General features: G+C 40.7%; 22 protein-coding genes. 16 read left to right on the forward strand and 6 right to left on the reverse strand.

The genetic code is table 11. The features are described 5' to 3' along the window. The first annotated feature begins 12 nt into the window (after positions 1-12). The 7 genes from FTV03_RS04270 (at position 13) to FTV03_RS04300 (ending at position 6,889) form a co-directional block, all read left to right on the forward strand. Positions 13-1,026 (forward strand): sulfate ABC transporter substrate-binding protein, encoded by a 1,014-nt coding sequence (locus tag FTV03_RS04270; protein WP_180040136.1) that lies wholly within the window; start codon positions 13-15, stop codon positions 1,024-1,026. A 33-nt stretch (positions 1,027-1,059) separates the two neighbouring features. Continuing rightward, the gene (locus FTV03_RS04275) at positions 1,060-1,665 is read left to right on the forward strand and encodes an alpha/beta hydrolase (protein ID WP_180007628.1); all 606 of its coding nucleotides are present in this window, start codon (positions 1,060-1,062) and stop codon (positions 1,663-1,665) included. Positions 1,666-1,750: 85 nt separating this feature from the next. Beyond that, complete coding sequence (gene cysT, locus FTV03_RS04280; RefSeq protein ID WP_180040137.1) at positions 1,751-2,584, forward strand: sulfate ABC transporter permease subunit CysT; 834 nt, start codon at positions 1,751-1,753, stop codon at positions 2,582-2,584. After that, on the forward strand, positions 2,581-3,468 hold the full coding sequence (gene cysW, locus FTV03_RS04285; RefSeq protein WP_180022493.1) for a sulfate ABC transporter permease subunit CysW: 888 nt from the start codon (positions 2,581-2,583) through the stop codon (positions 3,466-3,468). Before cysT ends, cysW begins: the two co-directional genes overlap by 4 nt. Positions 3,469-3,479: 11 nt before the next feature. Further along, positions 3,480-4,541, forward strand: coding sequence for a sulfate/molybdate ABC transporter ATP-binding protein (locus tag FTV03_RS04290; RefSeq protein ID WP_078192019.1), 1,062 nt, complete (start codon positions 3,480-3,482; stop codon positions 4,539-4,541). 56 nt (positions 4,542-4,597) lie between these two features. Further along, a complete protein-coding gene (locus FTV03_RS04295; protein WP_180003268.1) occupies positions 4,598-5,521 on the forward strand; it encodes a CysB family HTH-type transcriptional regulator in 924 nt (307 codons plus the stop codon). Positions 5,522-5,674: 153 nt separating this feature from the next. Continuing rightward, entirely contained in the window at positions 5,675-6,889 is a 1,215-nt protein-coding gene (locus FTV03_RS04300) for an OmpP1/FadL family transporter (RefSeq protein ID WP_180040140.1), read from the forward strand. A 58-nt stretch (positions 6,890-6,947) separates the two neighbouring features. Here the strand turns inward: FTV03_RS04300 and carO are convergent, their stop codons facing one another. Continuing rightward, a complete protein-coding gene (gene carO / locus FTV03_RS04305; protein ID WP_180026882.1) occupies positions 6,948-7,652 on the reverse strand; it encodes an ornithine uptake porin CarO in 705 nt (234 codons plus the stop codon). A gap of 374 nt (positions 7,653-8,026) precedes the next feature. On the opposite strand from carO, the gene dapD reads away from it, so the two are divergent. From dapD to FTV03_RS04330, 5 genes are all read left to right on the forward strand, one after another. Continuing rightward, entirely contained in the window at positions 8,027-8,848 is an 822-nt protein-coding gene (gene dapD, locus FTV03_RS04310; RefSeq protein ID WP_078190347.1) for a 2,3,4,5-tetrahydropyridine-2,6-dicarboxylate N-succinyltransferase, read from the forward strand. Between the two features lie 113 nt (positions 8,849-8,961). Then, positions 8,962-9,672 (forward strand): 7-carboxy-7-deazaguanine synthase QueE, encoded by a 711-nt coding sequence (gene queE / locus FTV03_RS04315; protein ID WP_180040142.1) that lies wholly within the window; start codon positions 8,962-8,964, stop codon positions 9,670-9,672. 29 nt (positions 9,673-9,701) lie between these two features. Further along, entirely contained in the window at positions 9,702-10,373 is a 672-nt protein-coding gene (gene queC, locus FTV03_RS04320) for a 7-cyano-7-deazaguanine synthase QueC (protein ID WP_078190349.1), read from the forward strand. 13 nt (positions 10,374-10,386) lie between these two features. Then, positions 10,387-10,794, forward strand: a complete 408-nt coding sequence (locus FTV03_RS04325; RefSeq protein ID WP_078190350.1) for a hypothetical protein — start codon at positions 10,387-10,389, stop codon at positions 10,792-10,794. Between the two features lie 134 nt (positions 10,795-10,928). Beyond that, complete coding sequence (locus FTV03_RS04330; RefSeq protein ID WP_180003271.1) at positions 10,929-11,387, forward strand: peroxiredoxin; 459 nt, start codon at positions 10,929-10,931, stop codon at positions 11,385-11,387. 60 nt (positions 11,388-11,447) lie between these two features. Here the strand turns inward: FTV03_RS04330 and FTV03_RS04335 are convergent, their stop codons facing one another. After that, positions 11,448-12,047, reverse strand: coding sequence for a LysE/ArgO family amino acid transporter (locus FTV03_RS04335; protein WP_180040144.1), 600 nt, complete (start codon positions 12,045-12,047; stop codon positions 11,448-11,450). A gap of 138 nt (positions 12,048-12,185) precedes the next feature. On the opposite strand from FTV03_RS04335, the gene FTV03_RS04340 reads away from it, so the two are divergent. Continuing rightward, positions 12,186-13,073 carry a LysR family transcriptional regulator ArgP gene (locus FTV03_RS04340; RefSeq protein ID WP_180040146.1) on the forward strand — a complete coding sequence of 296 codons (888 nt, stop codon included), beginning with the start codon at positions 12,186-12,188 and terminating at the stop codon, positions 13,071-13,073. A gap of 16 nt (positions 13,074-13,089) precedes the next feature. Here FTV03_RS04340 and FTV03_RS04345 read toward each other — a convergent pair whose 3' ends face one another. Both FTV03_RS04345 and FTV03_RS04350 read right to left on the reverse strand, forming a co-directional pair. Continuing rightward, positions 13,090-13,656 (reverse strand): YceI family protein, encoded by a 567-nt coding sequence (locus FTV03_RS04345; RefSeq protein ID WP_171262626.1) that lies wholly within the window; start codon positions 13,654-13,656, stop codon positions 13,090-13,092. 87 nt (positions 13,657-13,743) lie between these two features. After that, positions 13,744-14,313, reverse strand: coding sequence for a nicotinate-nicotinamide nucleotide adenylyltransferase (locus FTV03_RS04350; protein ID WP_180040148.1), 570 nt, complete (start codon positions 14,311-14,313; stop codon positions 13,744-13,746). Positions 14,314-14,419: 106 nt separating this feature from the next. Between FTV03_RS04350 and FTV03_RS04355 the strand changes: the two genes are divergently transcribed. After that, positions 14,420-15,220 carry an enoyl-CoA hydratase-related protein gene (locus FTV03_RS04355; protein ID WP_078190356.1) on the forward strand — a complete coding sequence of 267 codons (801 nt, stop codon included), beginning with the start codon at positions 14,420-14,422 and terminating at the stop codon, positions 15,218-15,220. A 93-nt stretch (positions 15,221-15,313) separates the two neighbouring features. Continuing rightward, positions 15,314-16,087 carry a nitroreductase family protein gene (locus tag FTV03_RS04360; protein ID WP_180040150.1) on the forward strand — a complete coding sequence of 258 codons (774 nt, stop codon included), beginning with the start codon at positions 15,314-15,316 and terminating at the stop codon, positions 16,085-16,087. A gap of 208 nt (positions 16,088-16,295) precedes the next feature. On the opposite strand, the gene FTV03_RS04365 is transcribed toward FTV03_RS04360, so the two are convergent. Both FTV03_RS04365 and FTV03_RS04370 read right to left on the reverse strand, forming a co-directional pair. Further along, entirely contained in the window at positions 16,296-16,613 is a 318-nt protein-coding gene (locus FTV03_RS04365; protein ID WP_180040152.1) for a YqfO family protein, read from the reverse strand. Between the two features lie 15 nt (positions 16,614-16,628). Next, entirely contained in the window at positions 16,629-17,510 is an 882-nt protein-coding gene (locus FTV03_RS04370; RefSeq protein WP_180040154.1) for a LysR family transcriptional regulator, read from the reverse strand. Positions 17,511-17,666: 156 nt separating this feature from the next. Between FTV03_RS04370 and FTV03_RS04375 the strand changes: the two genes are divergently transcribed. Then, the gene (locus FTV03_RS04375) at positions 17,667-19,409 is read left to right on the forward strand and encodes an FAD-dependent monooxygenase (RefSeq protein WP_180040156.1); all 1,743 of its coding nucleotides are present in this window, start codon (positions 17,667-17,669) and stop codon (positions 19,407-19,409) included. The last annotated feature ends 255 nt before the right edge of the window (positions 19,410-19,664 follow it).

Below are 19,664 nucleotides of genomic sequence, written 5' to 3' on the forward strand. Positions count from 1 at the left end.
ATTGAGGTTCACATGAGTATTTCCGCAAAGTTAAAATTGGGTGTTCTTGCTGCAGTTATTTCAACGGATTCTTTTGGCGCAGCTGCGAAAGATTTTTTAAACGTATCTTACGACCCAACGCGTGAACTCTATGAAAGTGTGAATAAAGACTTCAGTAAATATTGGGAAAGCCGTACAGGTCAAAAAATTAATTTTAAACAATCTCACGGTGGTTCAGGTAAACAAGCACGTGCCGTCATTGATGGTTTAGATGCCGATGTGGTGACTTTAGCACTGGCAGCGGATATTGATGTGATTGCAGAAAAAGCCAAACTTTTACCTGCAGATTGGCAAAAGAAACTTCCACAAAACTCAACGCCATATACCTCAACCATTGTGTTCTTAGTCCGTAAAGGCAACCCAAAAGCGATTAAAGATTGGGGCGATCTAGTTAAACCAGGCGTGGGTATTATCACCCCAAACCCGAAAACCTCAGGCGGTGCACGTTGGAACTATTTAGCTGCATGGGCTTGGGCAAAACATCAAGCGGGTGGTAATGATACAACGGCTCAAGAATTTGTCCGTAAAATTTATAAAAACACCAAAGTGCTCGATTCAGGCGCACGTGGTTCGACTACGACCTTTGCTGAACGTGGTATTGGTGATGTATTGCTGGCTTGGGAAAATGAAGCACATTTAGCGATTCGTGAACAACCGGGTAAATTTGAAATTGTGACCCCTTCACTTTCAATTTTAGCTGAGCCCCCTGTTGCTGTTTTAGAAAAAAACGCAGAGAAAAAAGGCAATCTTTATTTAGCCAAAGGTTATTTAAACTTCCTTTATTCACCACGTGGTCAGCAAATCGCGGCTCAGAACTTTTACCGTCCACGTAACGCTACAACGCTTGCACAATACGCATCAGTCTTTAAGCCACTTAAACTCGTAACCATTGATAAAGAATTTGGTGGTTGGGATAAAGTCCAAAAAGCACACTTTGAAAATGGCGGCGTGTTTGACCAAATCGTCAAAACCAACAACGGAAAATAAGACCAGTCATTGACTGAATCAGGAGAACTTGACATGACACATACAGTAATTGTCCCGGGTGTAGGCGGTAGTGAACACGCACATTGGCAATCTTGGTTACAACGTCAGCTCATGTCTAGCTCTCGTGTTCAGCAAAAAGATTGGAATCACCCTGTACTAAAAGACTGGATTAAACAATTTGTTCAAACCGTACGACCTCTACAGGGTGAAATTCAAATTGTGGCGCATAGCTTTGGTTGTTTAACCACGGTGGCAGCATTGGCCTTGTATCCAGAACTTAATAAAAAAATCAAAAATTTAGTTTTGGTTGCGCCAGCCAATCCAGCACGCTTTGGAGAAAACGGCTTTGCACGCGACAGTACGACGGATTACAAAGCATTTTTTCATCAATTAAGTATTCGTGTGCCGACAACGATGTTGATTAGTGAAAATGATCCTTGGCTTGGCTTTGAAGATGCAAAACAACTTGCTGATGCTTGGAAGCTTTACCCTGTGAATATGGGTGCTGTGGGTCACATTAATGTTGCATCAGGTTTTGGACCGTTTCCTGAAATTTTCAATTACTTAATTTCAGAAAACCACATGAAACATATCAGCTTTACTGATGAAAACAAGTATTTATTTCAATTTGCTTTTTAAGTACTGAGCATTAAGCTTGTCGCAAAATCATTTATTCAATTTTGCTGACCTTTTAAGTCAGCTTTTCTCATTTTGAGGAGTCATCATGTCGCAGCGATCCCGAGTGCTGCCAGGATTTGGTCTTTCTCTAGGCTTTACCCTAGCGTATTTATCCTTAATTGTGCTCATTCCCCTTTCGGCCGTATTTATTAAATCTTTAGGTATCGGTTGGGATGGACTATGGGAAATTTTAAGCTCAGAACGTATTTTAAAATCGTTACAACTGAGTTTTAGTGCCGCCATTATTGCTGCGTTAGTCAATGTGGTTTTTGGTTTGCTCTTAGCATGGTGTTTGATTCGCTATACCTTCCCGGGTAAACGTATTATCGATGCATTGGTTGATTTGCCTTTTGCATTGCCAACTGCCGTTGCTGGTATTGCACTGACTTCGTTATATGCACCGACTGGTTGGATCGGTCAGTACCTTGAACCCATTGGCATTAAAGTCGCATATACCCCAATCGGGATTACCTTGGCTCTCATCTTTATTGGTATTCCTTTTGTGGTTCGTACTGTACAGCCTGTACTGAGCGACCTAGAAACTGAACTTGAAGAAGCAGCTTCTGCACTGGGTGCAAATCGCTTTCAGATCATGACCAAAGTGATCTTACCTATTCTATTTCCTGCACTGTTAACAGGTTTTGCTTTGGCCTTTGCACGCGGTGTGGGTGAATATGGATCGGTGATTTTTATCGCAGGTAACCAACCCTTCAAAACTGAAATTGCGCCATTGATGATCATCTCTCGTCTTGAGGAATATGATTATGCAGGCGCGACCACGATTGCAGTCGTGATGCTGGTGATTTCTTTTGCCATTTTATTCTTAATTAACTTGGTTCAAGCATGGGCAAGTCGCCGTACAGGGAGAACTGCACGATGAATACGAACAGTAATGCGCTTGCGGAAAAATTACAGTCGCGTGATGCTACGCGTGAACCAACATGGGTACGCTATACACTGATAGTGATTGCATTGATTTTCTTTGCGAGCTGCCTGATTTTGCCCTTGATTTTGGTTTTCGTTGAAGCCTTTAAACAAGGTGTTGGCGTTTACTTCCAAGCACTGGTTCATCCAGACACATTATCAGCAGTGAAACTGACCTTACTGACCGCTGTGATTGCCGTACCGCTAAACGTGGTCTTTGGTGTAGCTGCGGCATGGTGTGTTGCCAAGTTTAATTTCCGTGGTAAATCTATTTTAACCACGATTATTGATATGCCATTTTCAGTCTCTCCAGTCATTGCTGGCTTAATGTTGGTATTGATTTTTGGTACTCAAGGTTGGTTAGGCGGCTGGTTAATGGATAACGACATCAAAATTTTGTATGCCGTTCCAGCCATTGTCCTTGCTACTGTGTTTATTACCGTTCCTTTTGTGGCACGTGAGCTAATTCCGTTAATGGAAGCTCAAGGGACAGAGGAAGAAGAAGCGGCAATCGTATTGGGTGCTTCAGGTTGGCAGACCTTCTGGAAAGTGACTCTTCCAAATATCAAATGGGGCTTAATCTACGGCGTGATTCTCTGTAATGCACGTGCAATGGGTGAGTTTGGTGCTGTTTCTGTGGTTTCAGGTCACATTCGCGGCGAAACCAACACCTTACCGCTACATGTAGAAATCCTTTATAACGAATATACCTTTAGTGCTGCTTTTGCTGTGTCTTCACTATTAGCGCTCTTGGCGATTGTCACCCTGATTTTAAAAACATGGGTTGAACTACGTCAGGAACGACAAGACAAGCGTAAAGAAGATTCACAAGTTTCTTAAGGAATGACCTCATGAGTATTCAAGTAAAAAATATTGAAAAACACTTTGGTGCATTCCATGCACTTAAAAATATCTCTTTAGATTTCCCTGATGGTCAGCTCGTTGCGCTGCTTGGCCCATCAGGCTGTGGTAAAACTACCCTATTGCGTATCATTGCAGGACTTGAATCTGCCGATGGCGGTCAAGTCATTCTAGAAGGTGAAGATGCCACTAAAGTTCATGTCCGTGAACGTGAAGTTGGTTTTGTATTCCAACATTATGCACTATTCCGTCATATGACCGTATTTGACAACATTGCTTTTGGTTTACGCGTACGCCCACGTGCAACGCGTCCAAATGAAGCTGAAATCAAAAAACGGGTTACTCGTTTACTTGATCTTGTTCAACTTGGTTTCTTGGCTGACCGTTACCCTGCACAACTTTCAGGTGGTCAACGCCAACGTATTGCCTTAGCACGTGCTTTAGCGGTTGAGCCGCGTGTGTTATTACTGGATGAACCTTTTGGTGCATTGGATGCCAAAGTTCGTAAAGAATTACGCCGCTGGTTACGTACCTTGCATGACGAACTCCACATCACCTCTATTTTCGTGACCCATGACCAAGAAGAAGCACTTGAAGTGGCCGATCAAATCATTGTGATGAACAAAGGCAACGTAGAACAGATTGGCTCGCCACGTGAAGTTTATGAAAAACCTGCAACACCGTTTGTATTTGACTTTTTAGGTCAAGCCAACCGTTTTGAAGGTCAAAATAGCAATGGCCTCATTCAAATTGGTGAAGACCGAATTTTGTTGCCACAAAATGCCAATGCGCCGCAAGGAAATGTCATTGCCTTCGCTCGTCCGGATGAACTACGCATTCATGCACAGCCGCAAGAAAATGCTATCCAAGCAACTTTTGTACGTGAGCTTTGGATTGCAGGTAAAGTGATTGCTGAATTGCATGACCGTCAGGGCAATCTGATTGAAATTTCATTAACGGCAGATGAAGCGAAAGCACATCAATTCCGCCCAAATCAAACAGTATGGTTAAGTGCAACGAACTTGCATTTATTTGAAAACCAAGTTGCATAAAACAAAAAGTTGGGGGCCTTTACAAGCCCCACTTGCTTTTAAGGTAAAATAAAATTATGAATTTCCAACAATTAAGAATTATTCGAGAAACCGTACGTCAGAATTTTAATTTAACAGAAGCGTCTGCTGCACTTTACACCTCGCAGTCTGGCGTGAGTAAACACATCAAAGATCTAGAAGATGAACTTGGTGTACAGCTATTTATTCGTAAAGGTAAACGTCTACTCGGTTTAACCGAACCAGGCCAGTCTTTATTGGGAATCGTTGAACGCATGCTCGTGGATGCAGACAATATTAAACGTCTAGCAGATGACTTTAACAAAGTGGATGAAGGGACATTGACTATTGCGACCACACATACGCAAGCGCGTTATGTCTTGCCGCCGATTGTGAACCAATTTAAAAAAGAATTTCCAAAAGTTCATCTAATTTTGCAACAAGCAAGCCCTGTTGAAATTACAGAAATGCTCCTTCAAGGTGAAGCGGATATTGGGATCGCAACCGAATCGTTAACCACCGAAGATAACCTTGCAAGTGTGCCTTACTATAACTGGCAACACAGTATCATCACACCACAAGAGCATCCACTGACCCAAAAATCAAATATCACCATTGAAGATTTGTCGAACTATCCAATTATTACTTACCACGGTGGTTTTACGGGTCGTTCTAAAATTGATAAAGCTTTTGAAGATTCAGGCTTTAATGTAGATATCGTGATGTCCGCACTTGATGCAGACGTTATTAAAACCTATGTTGAACTTAATATGGGGGTTGGTATTGTCAACGATGTGGCATATGACCCAGAACGTGACTACCGTTTAAAACAGATTCCTACCGATATTTTTGGCGTTAATACCACTTGGATTGCTGTTCGCAAAGGACATTTGCTACGCGGTTATGGCTACGAGTTTATTTCTTTATGCTCACCAGATGCCGACATCAAAGCGTTGAAAAAAGTGGCTTACCCAGAAGAATGATAGGCCAATTGACGAATTAAAGAGGACACCTACTGTCCTCTTTTTTTGGTAAACACATATTTTATCTAAGTTTTCTTGGCTTTATTTTTAATTTTGATTAAAATACATCCAACACAATAAAAATTAAAACCTTATTACTTCCGACCCATATTTATGAAAAATCAATTCGTCGCAGTGGCAGTCGGTATCGTCTGCCCCATACAGATCATGTATGCAGCAGGAATAGAAAACTCAGATCAATCGATCTCGGCCTTTCTTGAACCCGGAAATTATACTGAAGCCAGTTTCGCTTATGTCGATGCTCAAGTTGACGGCAAAGTTCAGAATCAAGGCTTAATTAGTGAATTGGGCATCACTGATTTTTCTACAGGGAATCTCGCTCATCAACAATTTTCTGGGAAATTTGCACTTAAAATTCAACCACATGAAAATATTTCTGCGGGAGTAATTTATGAGCAACCTTTTCATACTGATATCAGTTATCAATATAGTCCTCGCTTACCCGATGGCTCAAATATCGATATTGAAAGCGCCGATATTAACTTTAGAACGCATAACCTAACTGGACTGGTAGGCTATCAACCTAATAATAATTGGAATATTTATAGCGGTTTAAGCCTACAAACATTTAAAGGTGATTTAAAAATTTCTGGGCAACAATATGCTGCTCTCAATGGCTACCATGCCGATTTTAAACAAGATGAAGCGATTGGTTGGCTGCTCGGATTCAGTTATCAACTCCCTGAATATGCTATTAAAACTAGCCTAACCTATCGTTCAAAAATAAAACATGAAAATAAGACCTCTGAATCAACTTTATATTCAAATGGTCCTTTTCAATTAGTACTTGACACCCATACCTCAATTCAAACGCCACAAAGCGTCAATTTTGAATTTCAAACAGCTGTTAGCTCACATAATGCTGTATATGGCACAGTTCGTTGGATTAATTGGAAAGATTTCAACATTCAGCCACCGCAGTTTAATGCCGTGCTTCAATACGCAGCACTCGATCCACAATACCGTGATTTAGCTGATATCCAATTGGTGGAATATCAGAAAGATCAATGGTCAGGAAAGTTAGGGATTGCACATCAATTGAATCCGAGTTGGCTCGCTGCTGCAGAGTTTATTTGGGACAACGGGACAGGAAATGCGGCGTCTACCTTAAACCCAAGTGATGGCTATCGAGGTTTAGGTTTAGGTATGATGTATAAATTTAACCCGAACAATTTTCTAGCGACTGGCCTGTATTATATGAAACTCTCAAAACCATCGAATACTGAAACATCTCATATTTCAGGTCTTGCAAGTGTCTCAGACAATGATGCCATGATCTATGGTTTGAAATTTGGTCACAGATTTTAAACGCATTCTAAAAACAAAAAAAACGAGCCGAAGCTCGTTTTTTTATTTCAGTAATAACTTACCAATGGTAGCTCACACCTACTTTACCTACTGGAAGCCATTCGTATTTGTCATCTTGCTCAACGTTACGTTCATGGTCAGCAAGAATTGCAGGGTCATCACCTACACCTGTCAATTTAGCCGATGGATTACCAGTGTAATAAGCACCTACTTCACCGAATACGCCCCAGTTTTTATTCAATTTTGGCGCAAAACCTAAACCTAGGTATGGAGCGATGTCATTATCATAAGACACTGTACCGTTTACTCGTGTAAAGTTTGTCTCTTCACCATCAATTTTAATTGGTGTATCACCTTTACGACGCTTATCTAACGTATATTCAGTGTCGATATAACCTACACCCGCAGCAACATAAAGACCTTGAGCCCATGGATTAGCACTTGCACCCCAAGGACGAACTTCTGCATTTAAGTAACCAACTTTGTTATCCATATCCATGTCGTATTTTACGCCATCGACAGATAAGTCATCAGACCATGAAATATCACCACCGTTATAACCTAAAGCAAGGCCGACGTATGGGTTCGCAGTCCAAAGTAACGCACCACCATAACCAGTCGTACCCACTTCTAGACGAGCGCCAGTTGGGATAAGTTGGTTTTGATCAAATGCATAGCCATCATGAACTACAGAGGTATCTGCCATTGCAGTACCTGCAGCAGTAAGTAGAGCAGCTACTGTTAATAAACGTAATGATTTCATGTGTTTCTCCTCAAAATAAACTGTTATTCAGATTTTACAGACTTCTTATATGGCACATGTTAAAAGGAAACACAGCTCAACATTTATGCAAATTTACTGATTTTTTGTTAACTTTTGATACATTTAGATTTTAATATTGATTAATAAAGAGTTTTTGTTTCATTTTTTTAAATATAATAATGATGTTAAGGAACAATTCTGTATATTTTGCGTATTTTTTATACAAACCTTATGAAAATGCTAAATTCATCACTCTTAATTTCTTGGTTTTAGTGCTTGCTTAATAATTAATTCCGATCCTAGACCGATTTACCATCTATTTTTGACTCGATTTAGTGTAAAATCTTGGAAAATTTTTTTCTGGATGGAAGAACATGTCTCAGCTTTCAACAATCATTGAACAAGCGTTTGAAGACCGTGCTAATTTCACTGCAGCTGACTGTCCTGCTGAAGTACGTGCAGCAGTAGAAGAAGTGATCGCTGGCCTAGATAACGGTACATTACGTGTTGCTGAAAAAATTGATGGTGAATGGATTGTTCATCAATGGGTGAAAAAAGCCGTTTTGCTTTCATTCAAATTGAATGACAACAAACCAATGGAAGCTTGTGACTTACGCTTCTATGACAAAGTTGATACTAAGTTCTCTGACTGGACTGAAGAACAATTTAAAGCTGCTGGTGTACGTGTAGTACCACCTGCTGTAGCACGTAAAGGTTCTTTCCAAGCGAAAAATGTTGTATTGATGCCTTCATATGTCAATATTGGTGCATATGTTGACGAAGGTACGATGGTTGATACATGGGCAACTGTTGGTTCATGTGCTCAAATTGGTAAAAACGTTCACTTGTCAGGTGGCGTTGGTATTGGTGGCGTTCTTGAACCACTTCAAGCAAACCCAACAATCATTGAAGATAACTGCTTCATCGGCGCACGTTCTGAGATCGTTGAAGGTGTAATCGTAGAAGAAGGTTCTGTGATTTCAATGGGCGTATTCATTGGTCAATCGACCAAAATTTATGACCGTGAAACTGGCGAAATCCATTACGGCCGTGTTCCTGCGGGTTCTGTTGTGGTTTCTGGTAGCTTGCCGTCTAAATGCGGTAAATACAGCCTATACGCTGCAGTAATCGTGAAAAAAGTTGACGCGAAAACTCGTGCGAAAACAAGCTTGAACGAATTATTACGCGAAGACTAAGTCTTTATTTCAGCGGAGCATTCGTGTTCCGTGGAGCCTCTATCGCTCCTCGTCTCTACGGTTAGCAATGATCGTAGAGATTTTTTGTTTTTTTATATCTGGTTAATTTTGTTATGAGTACCCTTCGATCTTCCGCTATTCCTGTTTCTGATCCGTCTGCGGGTTTACGTATTACGGAGATTTTTTATTCATTGCAAGGTGAAGCCAATACCGCAGGTTTGCCTACGGTCTTTATCCGCTTGACGGGCTGTCCGTTACGTTGCACTTATTGTGATACAACCTATTCGTTTGAAGGCGGTGAACGCCAATCATTAGAAGAAATTATTCAAACCACTTTAGATTTTAAAACTCCTTATATTTGCGTGACGGGTGGTGAGCCACTTGCTCAACCGAACGCCCTTCCCCTCATGACCCGTCTGGCCGATTTAGGCTGCGAAGTCTCTTTAGAAACCAGTGGTGCTTTAGATGTGTCTAAAGTTGACCCGCGTGTTTCAAAAGTTATGGATTTAAAAACCCCGACATCGGGTGAAGTTGCACGAAACTTGCTTAGCAACTTCGACCATTTAACAGCGCATGATCAGATCAAATTTGTGATTTGTAATCGTGAAGACTATGAATGGTCAAAACAGCAAGTTGAGCACTATAAGCTAAACGAAAAAGTCAGCACCATTTGGTTCTCTCCGGCCTTTGCCGTTGAAAAAGGTGCTGTTCGTTTGCCTCAGCTTGCACGTGATTTAGCACAATGGATTTTAGAAGACCATCTCCCTGTTCGCTTCCAATTGCAATTACATAAGTTGCTTTGGAACGATGAAACTGGTCGTTAAGTTTTAAAGAATTATTTGGAGTAATGCATATGCGCCCTCGTGCCATAGTTTTATTGTCTGGCGGCTTAGACTCAACCACTTGTTTAGCTTGGGCTCAAGCACGTTATGAATGTATCGCCTTAAGTTTTATGTATGGTCAACGTTCTACGACAGAACTAGATGCTGCTCGTGAGTTAACTAAGCAAGCTGGTGTAGAACATCGTGTCATTAATATCGATTTAGGTAACTTAGGTGGCTCTGCGTTAACTGACCATAGCATTGAAGTTCCTGATCATGAACAAGCCGGTATTCCTGTAACTTATGTACCAGCTCGTAACACGATTTTCTTGTCATATGCTTTAGCTGCGGCGGAAGTTTTTGGTGCAGAAGCGATTGTCATTGGTATTAATGCAGTTGATTACTCAGGCTATCCAGACTGTCGTCCAGAGTTTATCGAAGCATTTGCCAACATGGCTCGCCTTGCAACAAAGGTTGGCGTTGAAGGAAAACCACTTAAATTTGAAACACCTCTGTTACATTTATCCAAAGCAAATATCATTCGCTTAGGTATAGAACATGGCGTAGACTACAGTCAAACGGTGTCTTGCTATCAAGCAGATGACCAAGGTCGTGCTTGCGGTAAATGCGATAGCTGTCGTCTTCGTAAACAAGGTTTCGTTGACGCAGGTGTTGAAGATCCGACACGTTACATACCGAAATAACAAGGTAGGGTTTATGAAAAATTTAAAATCAAACATTATTCTTTCTGCTGCGTTCTCTGCGGCTGCATTGTTTGCTTCAGTTGCACACGCTGACAACGACAAGCTTCAACAAGCATATAAGAGCACTAACGTAAAATCTTCGTTAATTAATGTTTGTAAAGAAGAAACTGGCAAAGGTAAAAAACTAACTGCCGCTGAAGTTAGCAAATACTGTACTTGTGCTGTTGAAGCAGATGGTCGTTTAACCAATGCTCAAAAATGGGAAATCCAAAGCACAATCAACCAGAAGAAAAGTCCTGCAACACTCGCTTTTGTTCAAAAACAAAATAAAGACCTTCAAGCATGTTTCGGCCCTCAGTTAACAGGTAAATTAAAAACTTTAACTGAAGAAGCAATGAAATCTGCTCAAGCGAAAAAATAATTTTCGTCTCAAAAAAGCCTGCATTTGCAGGCTTTTTTATTGCTTTAAGTTCAAAGTAAATTCTGTATGATGGTCATATTTCACATACTTTGTTTAAGCCCATTTAGGGATAAGACATGAAAAAGGAAATCTTCATGACTGAAATTAGCTTACCAAATCAAACCTTCCCAACCACCTCAGGTGAAGTCAACCTTGCAGAACTAAACAATGACTGGCTGATCATCTACTTCTACCCTAAAGATTCAACACCAGGATGTACGACGCAAGCCATTGGGTTTTCATGCTTAAAAGATCAGTTTGATGCGCTTAATACACCAATCTACGGCATTTCTCGCGACTCGGTTAAAGCCCATCAAAACTTCACTGAAAAGCAAAATCTAAGCATTGATTTAATCAGTGATAAAGAAGAAGTGCTATGTCAGCATTTCGATGTGATTAAAGAAAAAAATATGTATGGCAAAAAGGTTATGGGCATCGAACGCTCAACCTTTATTTTCCATCATGGCAAGCTGGTGAAAGAATATCGTAAAGTCAAAGCCGCAGGCCATGCAGAACAAGTCCTAGAAGATTTAAAAGCATTACAAGCAGCATAAAAGTAATGATTTGAGCCCGCTCCTTTAGGAATGGGCTCAAACTTAATAAGAAGCTTCTAACTAGAGCAATAATGAGGCTGCAATTCCCCACATCACAACGCCAATAATAAAATCTAAAACTTTCCATGCCTTTGCACTTTGGAAGAGCGGTAATAAATAGCGCGCACCAAATCCGAGGACAAAGAAAAATACCCATGAGGCTGTGATTGCTCCAGTCGCAAAATAGACTGCGGTCGAGTCAAACTTCGTGGAAATAGATCCAATCAGCACAACCGTATCGAGATACACATGTGGATTCAACCACGTTAAAGCCAAGCAGATCAGTACCAACTTCAATAATTTTGTTTCATTCTTCTCACTGGGCGCTAAACTGCTCGAAGTTTTAAAGGCTTGCAGAAAATGCTGTGCTCCATAAACTGCTAAAAACGTTGCGCCCAAATATTTCGCTCCACTCACAATTTCCGGATGACTTTCAACCAATTGAGAGAATCCGAGCACACCTAGTAAGATGAGTATCGAATCAGAAGCTGCGCAAATAGCACAAAGCCAAAAGATATACTGCTTTTTTAACCCCTGCTTGAGAATAAACGCATTTTGCGCACCAATCGCGATAATTAGACTAAATCCAATTGCGAGCCCTTGCATATAACTGTGCAACATTTTTAACTACACTTTCAAAGCTTTAAATGAATGTAGCTATTATCCAAGCTTATTGTTTAAAATAAGTATTTATAAATAAATATCACTATAACTAAGTTTTTCTTAGTTTGCAGAATCTCTAATGCTCATAGGTGACTCATGCTACAAAGCAAACATAGTGAAGCATTTCTTGCGGTTGCTGAAACGGGAAGCTTTGAACAAGCTGCACTACGTTTAAACATTACGGCATCTGCGGTCACGCTCAGGCTGCAAACTTTAGAAAAGAAATTAGGTCATGTACTCATTGTGCGTGAACGTCCGTGCCGCCCAACACTTGCGGGCCAATCTTTATTGCATTATTTACAACACAGCAAATTACTAGAACATAATTTTCTGCAAAATCTAACAGGACAAACCGCGAATGCGTTTTATCAAGTCAATATTGCAACCAATGCTGACTCACTTGCGACATGGTTGCTTCCGCTACTCAAAGATCTCTTAATTGAAGAAAAAATCGTGATTCATTTTCAGGTCGATGATCAGTCACAAACGCATCATTTATTAGAAGCAGGACTGGTCAATGCCTGTGTCACAACAGAATCAGAAGCCATGAAAGGCTGCGTCGCAGAATATCTGGGAGAAATGCATTATCGCTTTGTAGCAACCCCTGATTTTATCCAAAGATGGTTCGGTCAAGGTGTGACGCGAAATGCGTTAAGGGCTGCGCCTGCACTGATTTTTAATGAGAAGGATGACCTGCATACGCAATCGATTCAGAAAAATTTCGGACTCAATCCTTCACAATATCCGCATCATTTCATTCCCTCTTCAACGGCATTTTTTGATGCCATTACGATGGGCTTGGGCTACGGATGGTTACCCGACTATCAAAGCAAAGACTTATTAGCAGCGGGAAAATTGATAGAGCTTTCAACAGAACTCAGTATTGATTTAGCCTTGTATTGGCATCATTGGAACCAACAATCAATTCAATTACAGAAAATAACTGCTTTTATGCTACAACACGCCAAAGATCATATGTGTTGAAGCCAGCAAAATAGGGTTATTCAAGCCGCCATTGGCCTTTGAGCTGTATCAATACTTGCTCACCTACTCCACCGAGTGCTTTACGCATACCAAAATCACTACGCTTAATGGTTGCTAAAGATTGAACATCCAACACTTTTGGATTTTGCGGGCTTGGGGTGAGTGTGGTATCGAAGATCACAGGCTTAGTGATGCCACGAATGGTGAGATCCCCTCGAATCATATATTTCGCATAAGCCACGGGTTCGATTTGTTTACTGACGAACTTCACTTGCTTAAATTCAGCGGCATCAAAATATTCACTGCCCAAGATTAATCCCTTTAAGCTTGGATTACTAAAACTGATGCTATCTACATCTAACAGTAAATGCGCTGAACCTTTATGCGGAATTTCAGGATCAAATTTTAGGTTCGATTGAACCTTATTAAAGCGCCCTTCAACAATAGATAGCCCCACAGATTTAATGCCAAATGTGACCTGACTATTAGGCGTTAGCGTCCACTCAGCAGCATGTAGGGGCAATACGCAGCATAAAGCGAAGGCTCCCATATATTTTGCTAAGGTTCCGTGACGCAAATTCATGTTTTTCTCCTGAATAAAACACAGCCTAAAATCACTACAATGTTTATTTTTTTGCTCCATTGTAGTGCTAGAAATTTTAGCGTTTTTTTATAGCAGATTTGTTTTATCCTGAGTCATAAATTTGTGTTGAAGTTGTTTATAAATGTCTGTCTGTTGAAATTTTTTCAAAAAATCGACGGTACCTTGAGGAAAAGCATCATGCTGAATTTCACCACGATAATACGCTTCACGTACCGGTGTCGCTGAAATGGCTCCTTCTAGACTATCCAACTCAACCATTTCCCATTCGGGGAAGAATTTTAAATAATAAGAAGAATCATCTTTAAAATGCCCGATCAAACCGACTTTTGCATTCGTTTCAACCACGTCATTCACCAAAGATTTGACTAACTTTTGCCATTTTTCATCGTTATATACATCAATCACATGTACAAACTTGATTCGCTTCTGATCTTGCTCTGAAAAATTCGACAGGATCATCTGCTCACGTTCTGACGCTAAAAATGGATTTTTGATATTACGTTCATTTTGCGCCGAACCCAGTGCTAAAAGCACATATTGACTTTGTTGTAAGGCAATTTTAATGGTTTGCAAATGCGCTAAATGGAACGGCTGAAAACGCCCAATGAAAACCAAATAATCAAATGTATATTTCATATCAAATCAAACTTTTTATGAACTGAGCAGTTGTGCCACAGGCTGAAATATGCGACATAATGTTGAGCATAAAATCAAAACGAAACTTTTACGCAAGGATAGTACGATGACACTGAGCTGTATTCAACAACCCCATGAACATTTGAATGCGAATTTGGACAATGGCGTACTGACCTTAGCCATCAACCGACCTCAGGCGAAGAACGCGCTGTATACAGAATTATATCTGTGGATTGCAAAAGCATTAGATGAAGCTGATCAGGATACTTCAGTGCGTGTAATTGTACTCCGTGGTCAAGATGCGGACTTCAGTGCGGGCAATGACATGCAAGATTTTATGAAATCTGCTGCTCAAAAAGGACAAGCTCCAGCTTCAGAAGGCGCACCGTTCATTTTATTAAAATCTGCTGCTCAATTTTCTAAGCCGCTGATTGCTGCGGTTCGCGGTGTTGCCATTGGGATTGGTGTTACGATTCTGCTTCATTGCGATCTAGTCTACAGCGACAATACCGCCCTATTCCAAATTCCGTTTGTGAGCCTTGGTTTATCACCTGAAGGTGCATCGAGCAAGCTATTGGTTCAACAAGCCGGCTACCATAAAGCTGCTGAATTACTGTTAACTGCTCAAAAGTTTGATAGTGCGACAGCGCTTTCAGCAAATTTGGTCAATAGTATTGAAGAAGATGCTTATGCGACGGCTGCGAAAAAAGCAGCACAGTTATCTGCACTACCACTAGCTTCTTTGGTTCAATCAAAAGCATTAATGAAACATAATGTAGATGAAATCGTGGCATGGATTGACCATGAAGCTGAGATTTTCATGGATCGAGTAGGTTCTCCAGAAATGATGGAAGCTGTTGCAGCCTTTATGCAAAAACGCAAACCTGACTTCTCTCAGTTCAATTAATTTGTAATGGAACTTAAAAACCACTCATATTTGGGTGGTTTTTTTCATCTCAGCCCCAATCTATTTTCTAAATTAAAAACTGGATGTTTCCACATGACTGCAGCATCACAAACTGAAAATAAACCTGAAAAGAAACGCTACTACGAACCTGCACCTGAAGGCATCGATATCGAAAATTTTAAAAAAGTTGTACAAAGCCGTCGTTCTGTACGTAAGTTTACCGACAAGGCCATTCCAAACGATGTTTTAGATGAATGCTTAGACCTTGCCCTGCTTGCGCCAAATTCATCAAATTTACAGCCTTGGACATTCTATGTCGTTCAGAACCCTGCAAAGAAAAAACAGTTGGTGAAAGCTTGCTTAGGGCAACTTGCGGCAAAAACTGCTGCTGAATTGATTGTCTGTGTCGCGCGTACCGACCGTGTAGATGAAATGGCTAAACGTAATATTTCGGAATTTCCATTTCCTGAAGCACCTGCAGCTGTGCAAAAGTATTACAAGTTTATTCCCTATAACTATAAAACAGGTTACTTCAACGCACTAGGTAACTTTAAGAAAGTAGCTTTCAAAGTTGCACGTACACTGGATAAACAATTGCCTGTAACAGCATTTAATGAAGCAGATGCGAAACTTTGGGCGAGCAAAACTACAGCATTGGCTTGTGAAAACTTAGTTTTGGCATTACGTGCCTATGGTTTTGACAGTTGTATGATGGAAGGTTTTGATGAACCTTTGGTGAAGAAGATTTTAGGATTAAATGCTCAGCAATACCCAGTGATGGTGATTGGTGCAGGTGAACGTGCTAAAGATGGTGTGTTCTTCCCGCAGTATCGTTTTGATCGTGATTTATTTATTCAGAAGGTTTAACTTGCTTTCAATTGAATACTCACAACCTCAATTAGCTACGTGACTTTAGTGTATAACGCGTAGGTATTACGTTACTTTGAAGGATCAAAGTAACCAAAATCCCTTGTTAGACAGAAGATTCATCCTTGAATCTCTGTCTAACGGGTGACATTCATGTCACCCTTCGTGTATCTACTTTTTTCTATAACTTAAAAATTTAAAAGCATCATTAAAATTGAATATCCACCATTTGAATAAACTCAAATGCCGGCTCTTCATAAGGATGACTTGCTTTTAAAGCCCTCGCTACCGCACTTGCCTTTTCTTCAGGCACGATGGTTTCCACGCGCCATTCAGGAATTTGCTCCAACATATCCAACTCACCAATAAATGGATTTGCACCTTTTACAGGTTTAAACTGCCCTGTTCCAAGTACTTGCCACGCGCAGTGTTCATAGTTTCCTATACCACCTGCTCCTGCTTCAAATACGGCCAGTTTAGTCGATTCTAAGTGAGACTCAGGTACATAATAAATCAGTTTTAACATTGGCTATTCTAGACGCTATTGAGCAGCTACATCATTTAAAGCACTGCAAATCATGTTCAATGCCACATTATTCGATGCATGCGGATAGGTTGCATATAAACCTAGTTTCGGTAATTCCACATCTGTTTGAATGACTTTGACCGAATCATTTAAAAATTTGAGTAAATATTCGGGCACAAAATTCAGGCCCATGCCCATATTAATCAAATTTAAATGCTGCATGACATTGGTCACCCACAGCATATGATCATGTTGATGCTGATCAAAAGGAATCAAGGCATTTAAGGTATCGTAAAAAACAGGAGAAGCATTTTGTTCACACATAATAATGGTGTGATTTTTTAACTCTTGAAGTTTTAAGATGCGATCTGATGGATGCAGATGCGCTGCACCGACTAGATAGATCTGCTCACTTAAAACCTGAATATTGGTAAAGTCGTCATGACTTAAGTGATAACGAGTAAAGCTAATATCCAATTCGGTATTTTTGAGTTTTTGGATTTGCTCTGTACACGTCAAGCTATGTAAATGAATTTTCAAATCAGGAATATGCTGTTTTAATTGCGCCAAAATACTCGGCATAATTTTCAATTCTGCGACATTTAAAAAGCCAATATGTATTTGATTATTTTTGGCTTGCGCCACGTGGCGAGCTGCGGCTACAGCTTGTTTGGCATTTTCTAGTGCTTGCTCTTCATATTTCAGAAAAGCCTGCCCTTCATCGGTCAGTAAGACTTTGCGAGCAGAACGTTCAAATAATTGCACCCCAACTTCTTGCTCTAAGTCTTTAATTTGCTGACTGAGCGATGGTTGTGCTGTAAATAGTTTTTCCGCTGCCTTAGTGAAACTCTGTTCTTTCGCCACCGTCACAAAATAACGTAAATGTCGTAATTCCATTCACTTCACTCCACACACTCACTACATCACCTGTGTCATGCAGTCAAAATACCAATAGATCTATAGTTTATATGAATATCCATTCTACTCGGAAAACCATTTGCCTAGACTGCGGACTATTCCAAGTTTGCGCTTCACATACACATGGAGTTTTGTATGACACAGCAATTCGATACCGATGTTCTGATTATTGGCACAGGGCCTGCAGGTTCTACTTTAGGTTTGGCCTTGGCAAATTACGGCATACAGGTTCAGCTTTTTACCCAATTTAATTGGTTAGCTAATAGTCCGCGTGCCCATATTACCAACCAACGTGCGATGGAAGTGTTGCGTGACTTAGGTATCGAAGAACAGGTCAAAGAAATTGCAACTCCTTGGGAGCAGATGGGTGAAAGCCTCATTACCACAAGTCTTGTCGGTGAAGAAATTGCCCGTATGAGTGCTTGGGGCACGGGCGATGAACGTCATGGCGATTATATTAAAGGTAGCCCCTGTCCATTAGTCGATCTTATTCAACCGAAAATGGAAGCTTTGTTGGTAAAAAATGCAGCCGAGCGTGGTGCAATTTATAATTTTAATACTGAATATTTGTCCCATATACAAGATGAACATGGCGTAACAGCAACATTCCTTAATCGCATTACCCAAACTGAATTTAGCTTACGTGCCAAATATTTAATTGGTATGGATGGTGCTCGCTCTAAAGTGCTTGAAGAGCTTGATTTACCCATGGAAGGGGTGATGTCTCGCGCAGGTACAGTCTATGTCACGTTTAAAGCTGATCTTTCCAAATATGTGCAACACCGCCCTGCCATTTTGCAATGGATTGTCAATCCTGAAGCCAGCTTTGGTGATCTGGGCATGGGCTTACTCCGTGCCATTACACCGTGGAATGAATGGATTATGGGTTGGGGCTTTGATATTTCCAAAGGTGAACCACAAGTCACCGAAGAGCAAGTGCGTGGTCGTTTAAATGCCTTTGTCGGTGCTGAAGTAGAAAATGTCGAAATTCAAAAATTGTCTTATTGGTATGTGAACCAAACATGGGCAACCGAATATTCAAAAGGTCGTGTATTCTGCGGCGGTGATGCGGTGCATCGTCATCCACCATCAAGTGGCTTAGGTTCAAATACCTGTATGCAAGATGCCTTTAACCTCGGTTGGAAATTGGCGTATGCCATCAAAGGTTGGGCTACTCCTGCTCTACTTGATTCTTATACATTAGAGCGTGCGCCTGTCGGCAAGCAAATCGTGGCGCGTGCCAATCAATCTCGCTTTGACTATAAGCATCTCAAAGAGGTATTTGGCTTTGACCAAGGCATCACAACTCAAGCTCAAATGATGCAACGTATTTTTGCGGAAGATGAACAAGCTGCAGAAATTCGTCAAAAGCTATATCAAGCCTTAGAAATTAAAAACTTTGAGTTTAATGCCCAAGGTGTAGAGTTGAATCAGCGCTATACATCCAATGCCATGATTGCTGAATCTGAACCTGAGATCTTTGCCAAAGATCAACAGCTTTACTTGCAAGCAACCACGCGTCCGGGGGCTAAAGTTCCACATACTTGGATTATTGATGCCAAAGGCGATAAGCAATCAACGTTAGATATTACAGGGCATGGTCGTTTCACCCTACTGACAGGTCTTTCAGGCAAAGGTTGGAAATCTGCTGCTGAATCGTTGAATCTACCTTATTTAGATGTGATTCAAATTGGATCACGTGAATATCGTGACGTTTATGGGACATGGAATGCGAAATCTGAAATCCATGAATCAGGTGCAGTATTAGTCCGTCCAGATGGTTATGTGGCTTGGCGATACCAAGACAGTACTAATGCTGCTTTTGATTATGAAAATACGTTGAAGGCTGTCTTAAAGCAGATTCAGTTAATGATTTAAATAGAATCATTAACAGTCAATCATCAAATCAAATTTTAATATTTGATCACGGAACCTGCGACATGGATGTCGCCCGTTAGACTCTGTCGGACTAAATGTTGAGTTGGTATTGTCTCTAAATTTACCACGTACAGTGCTCAAAATTGCCTACCTCTGACACCTGCTTCAAATACGGCAAGTTTGGTAGATTCAAGATGCTATTCAGGTATGAAGTAGATAAGCTTGAGCATTGCATTTGATATATGAAAATTTACC

It is taken from the genome of Acinetobacter sp. YH12218, assembly GCF_013417925.1.
Lineage (GTDB): Bacteria > Pseudomonadota > Gammaproteobacteria > Pseudomonadales > Moraxellaceae > Acinetobacter > Acinetobacter amyesii.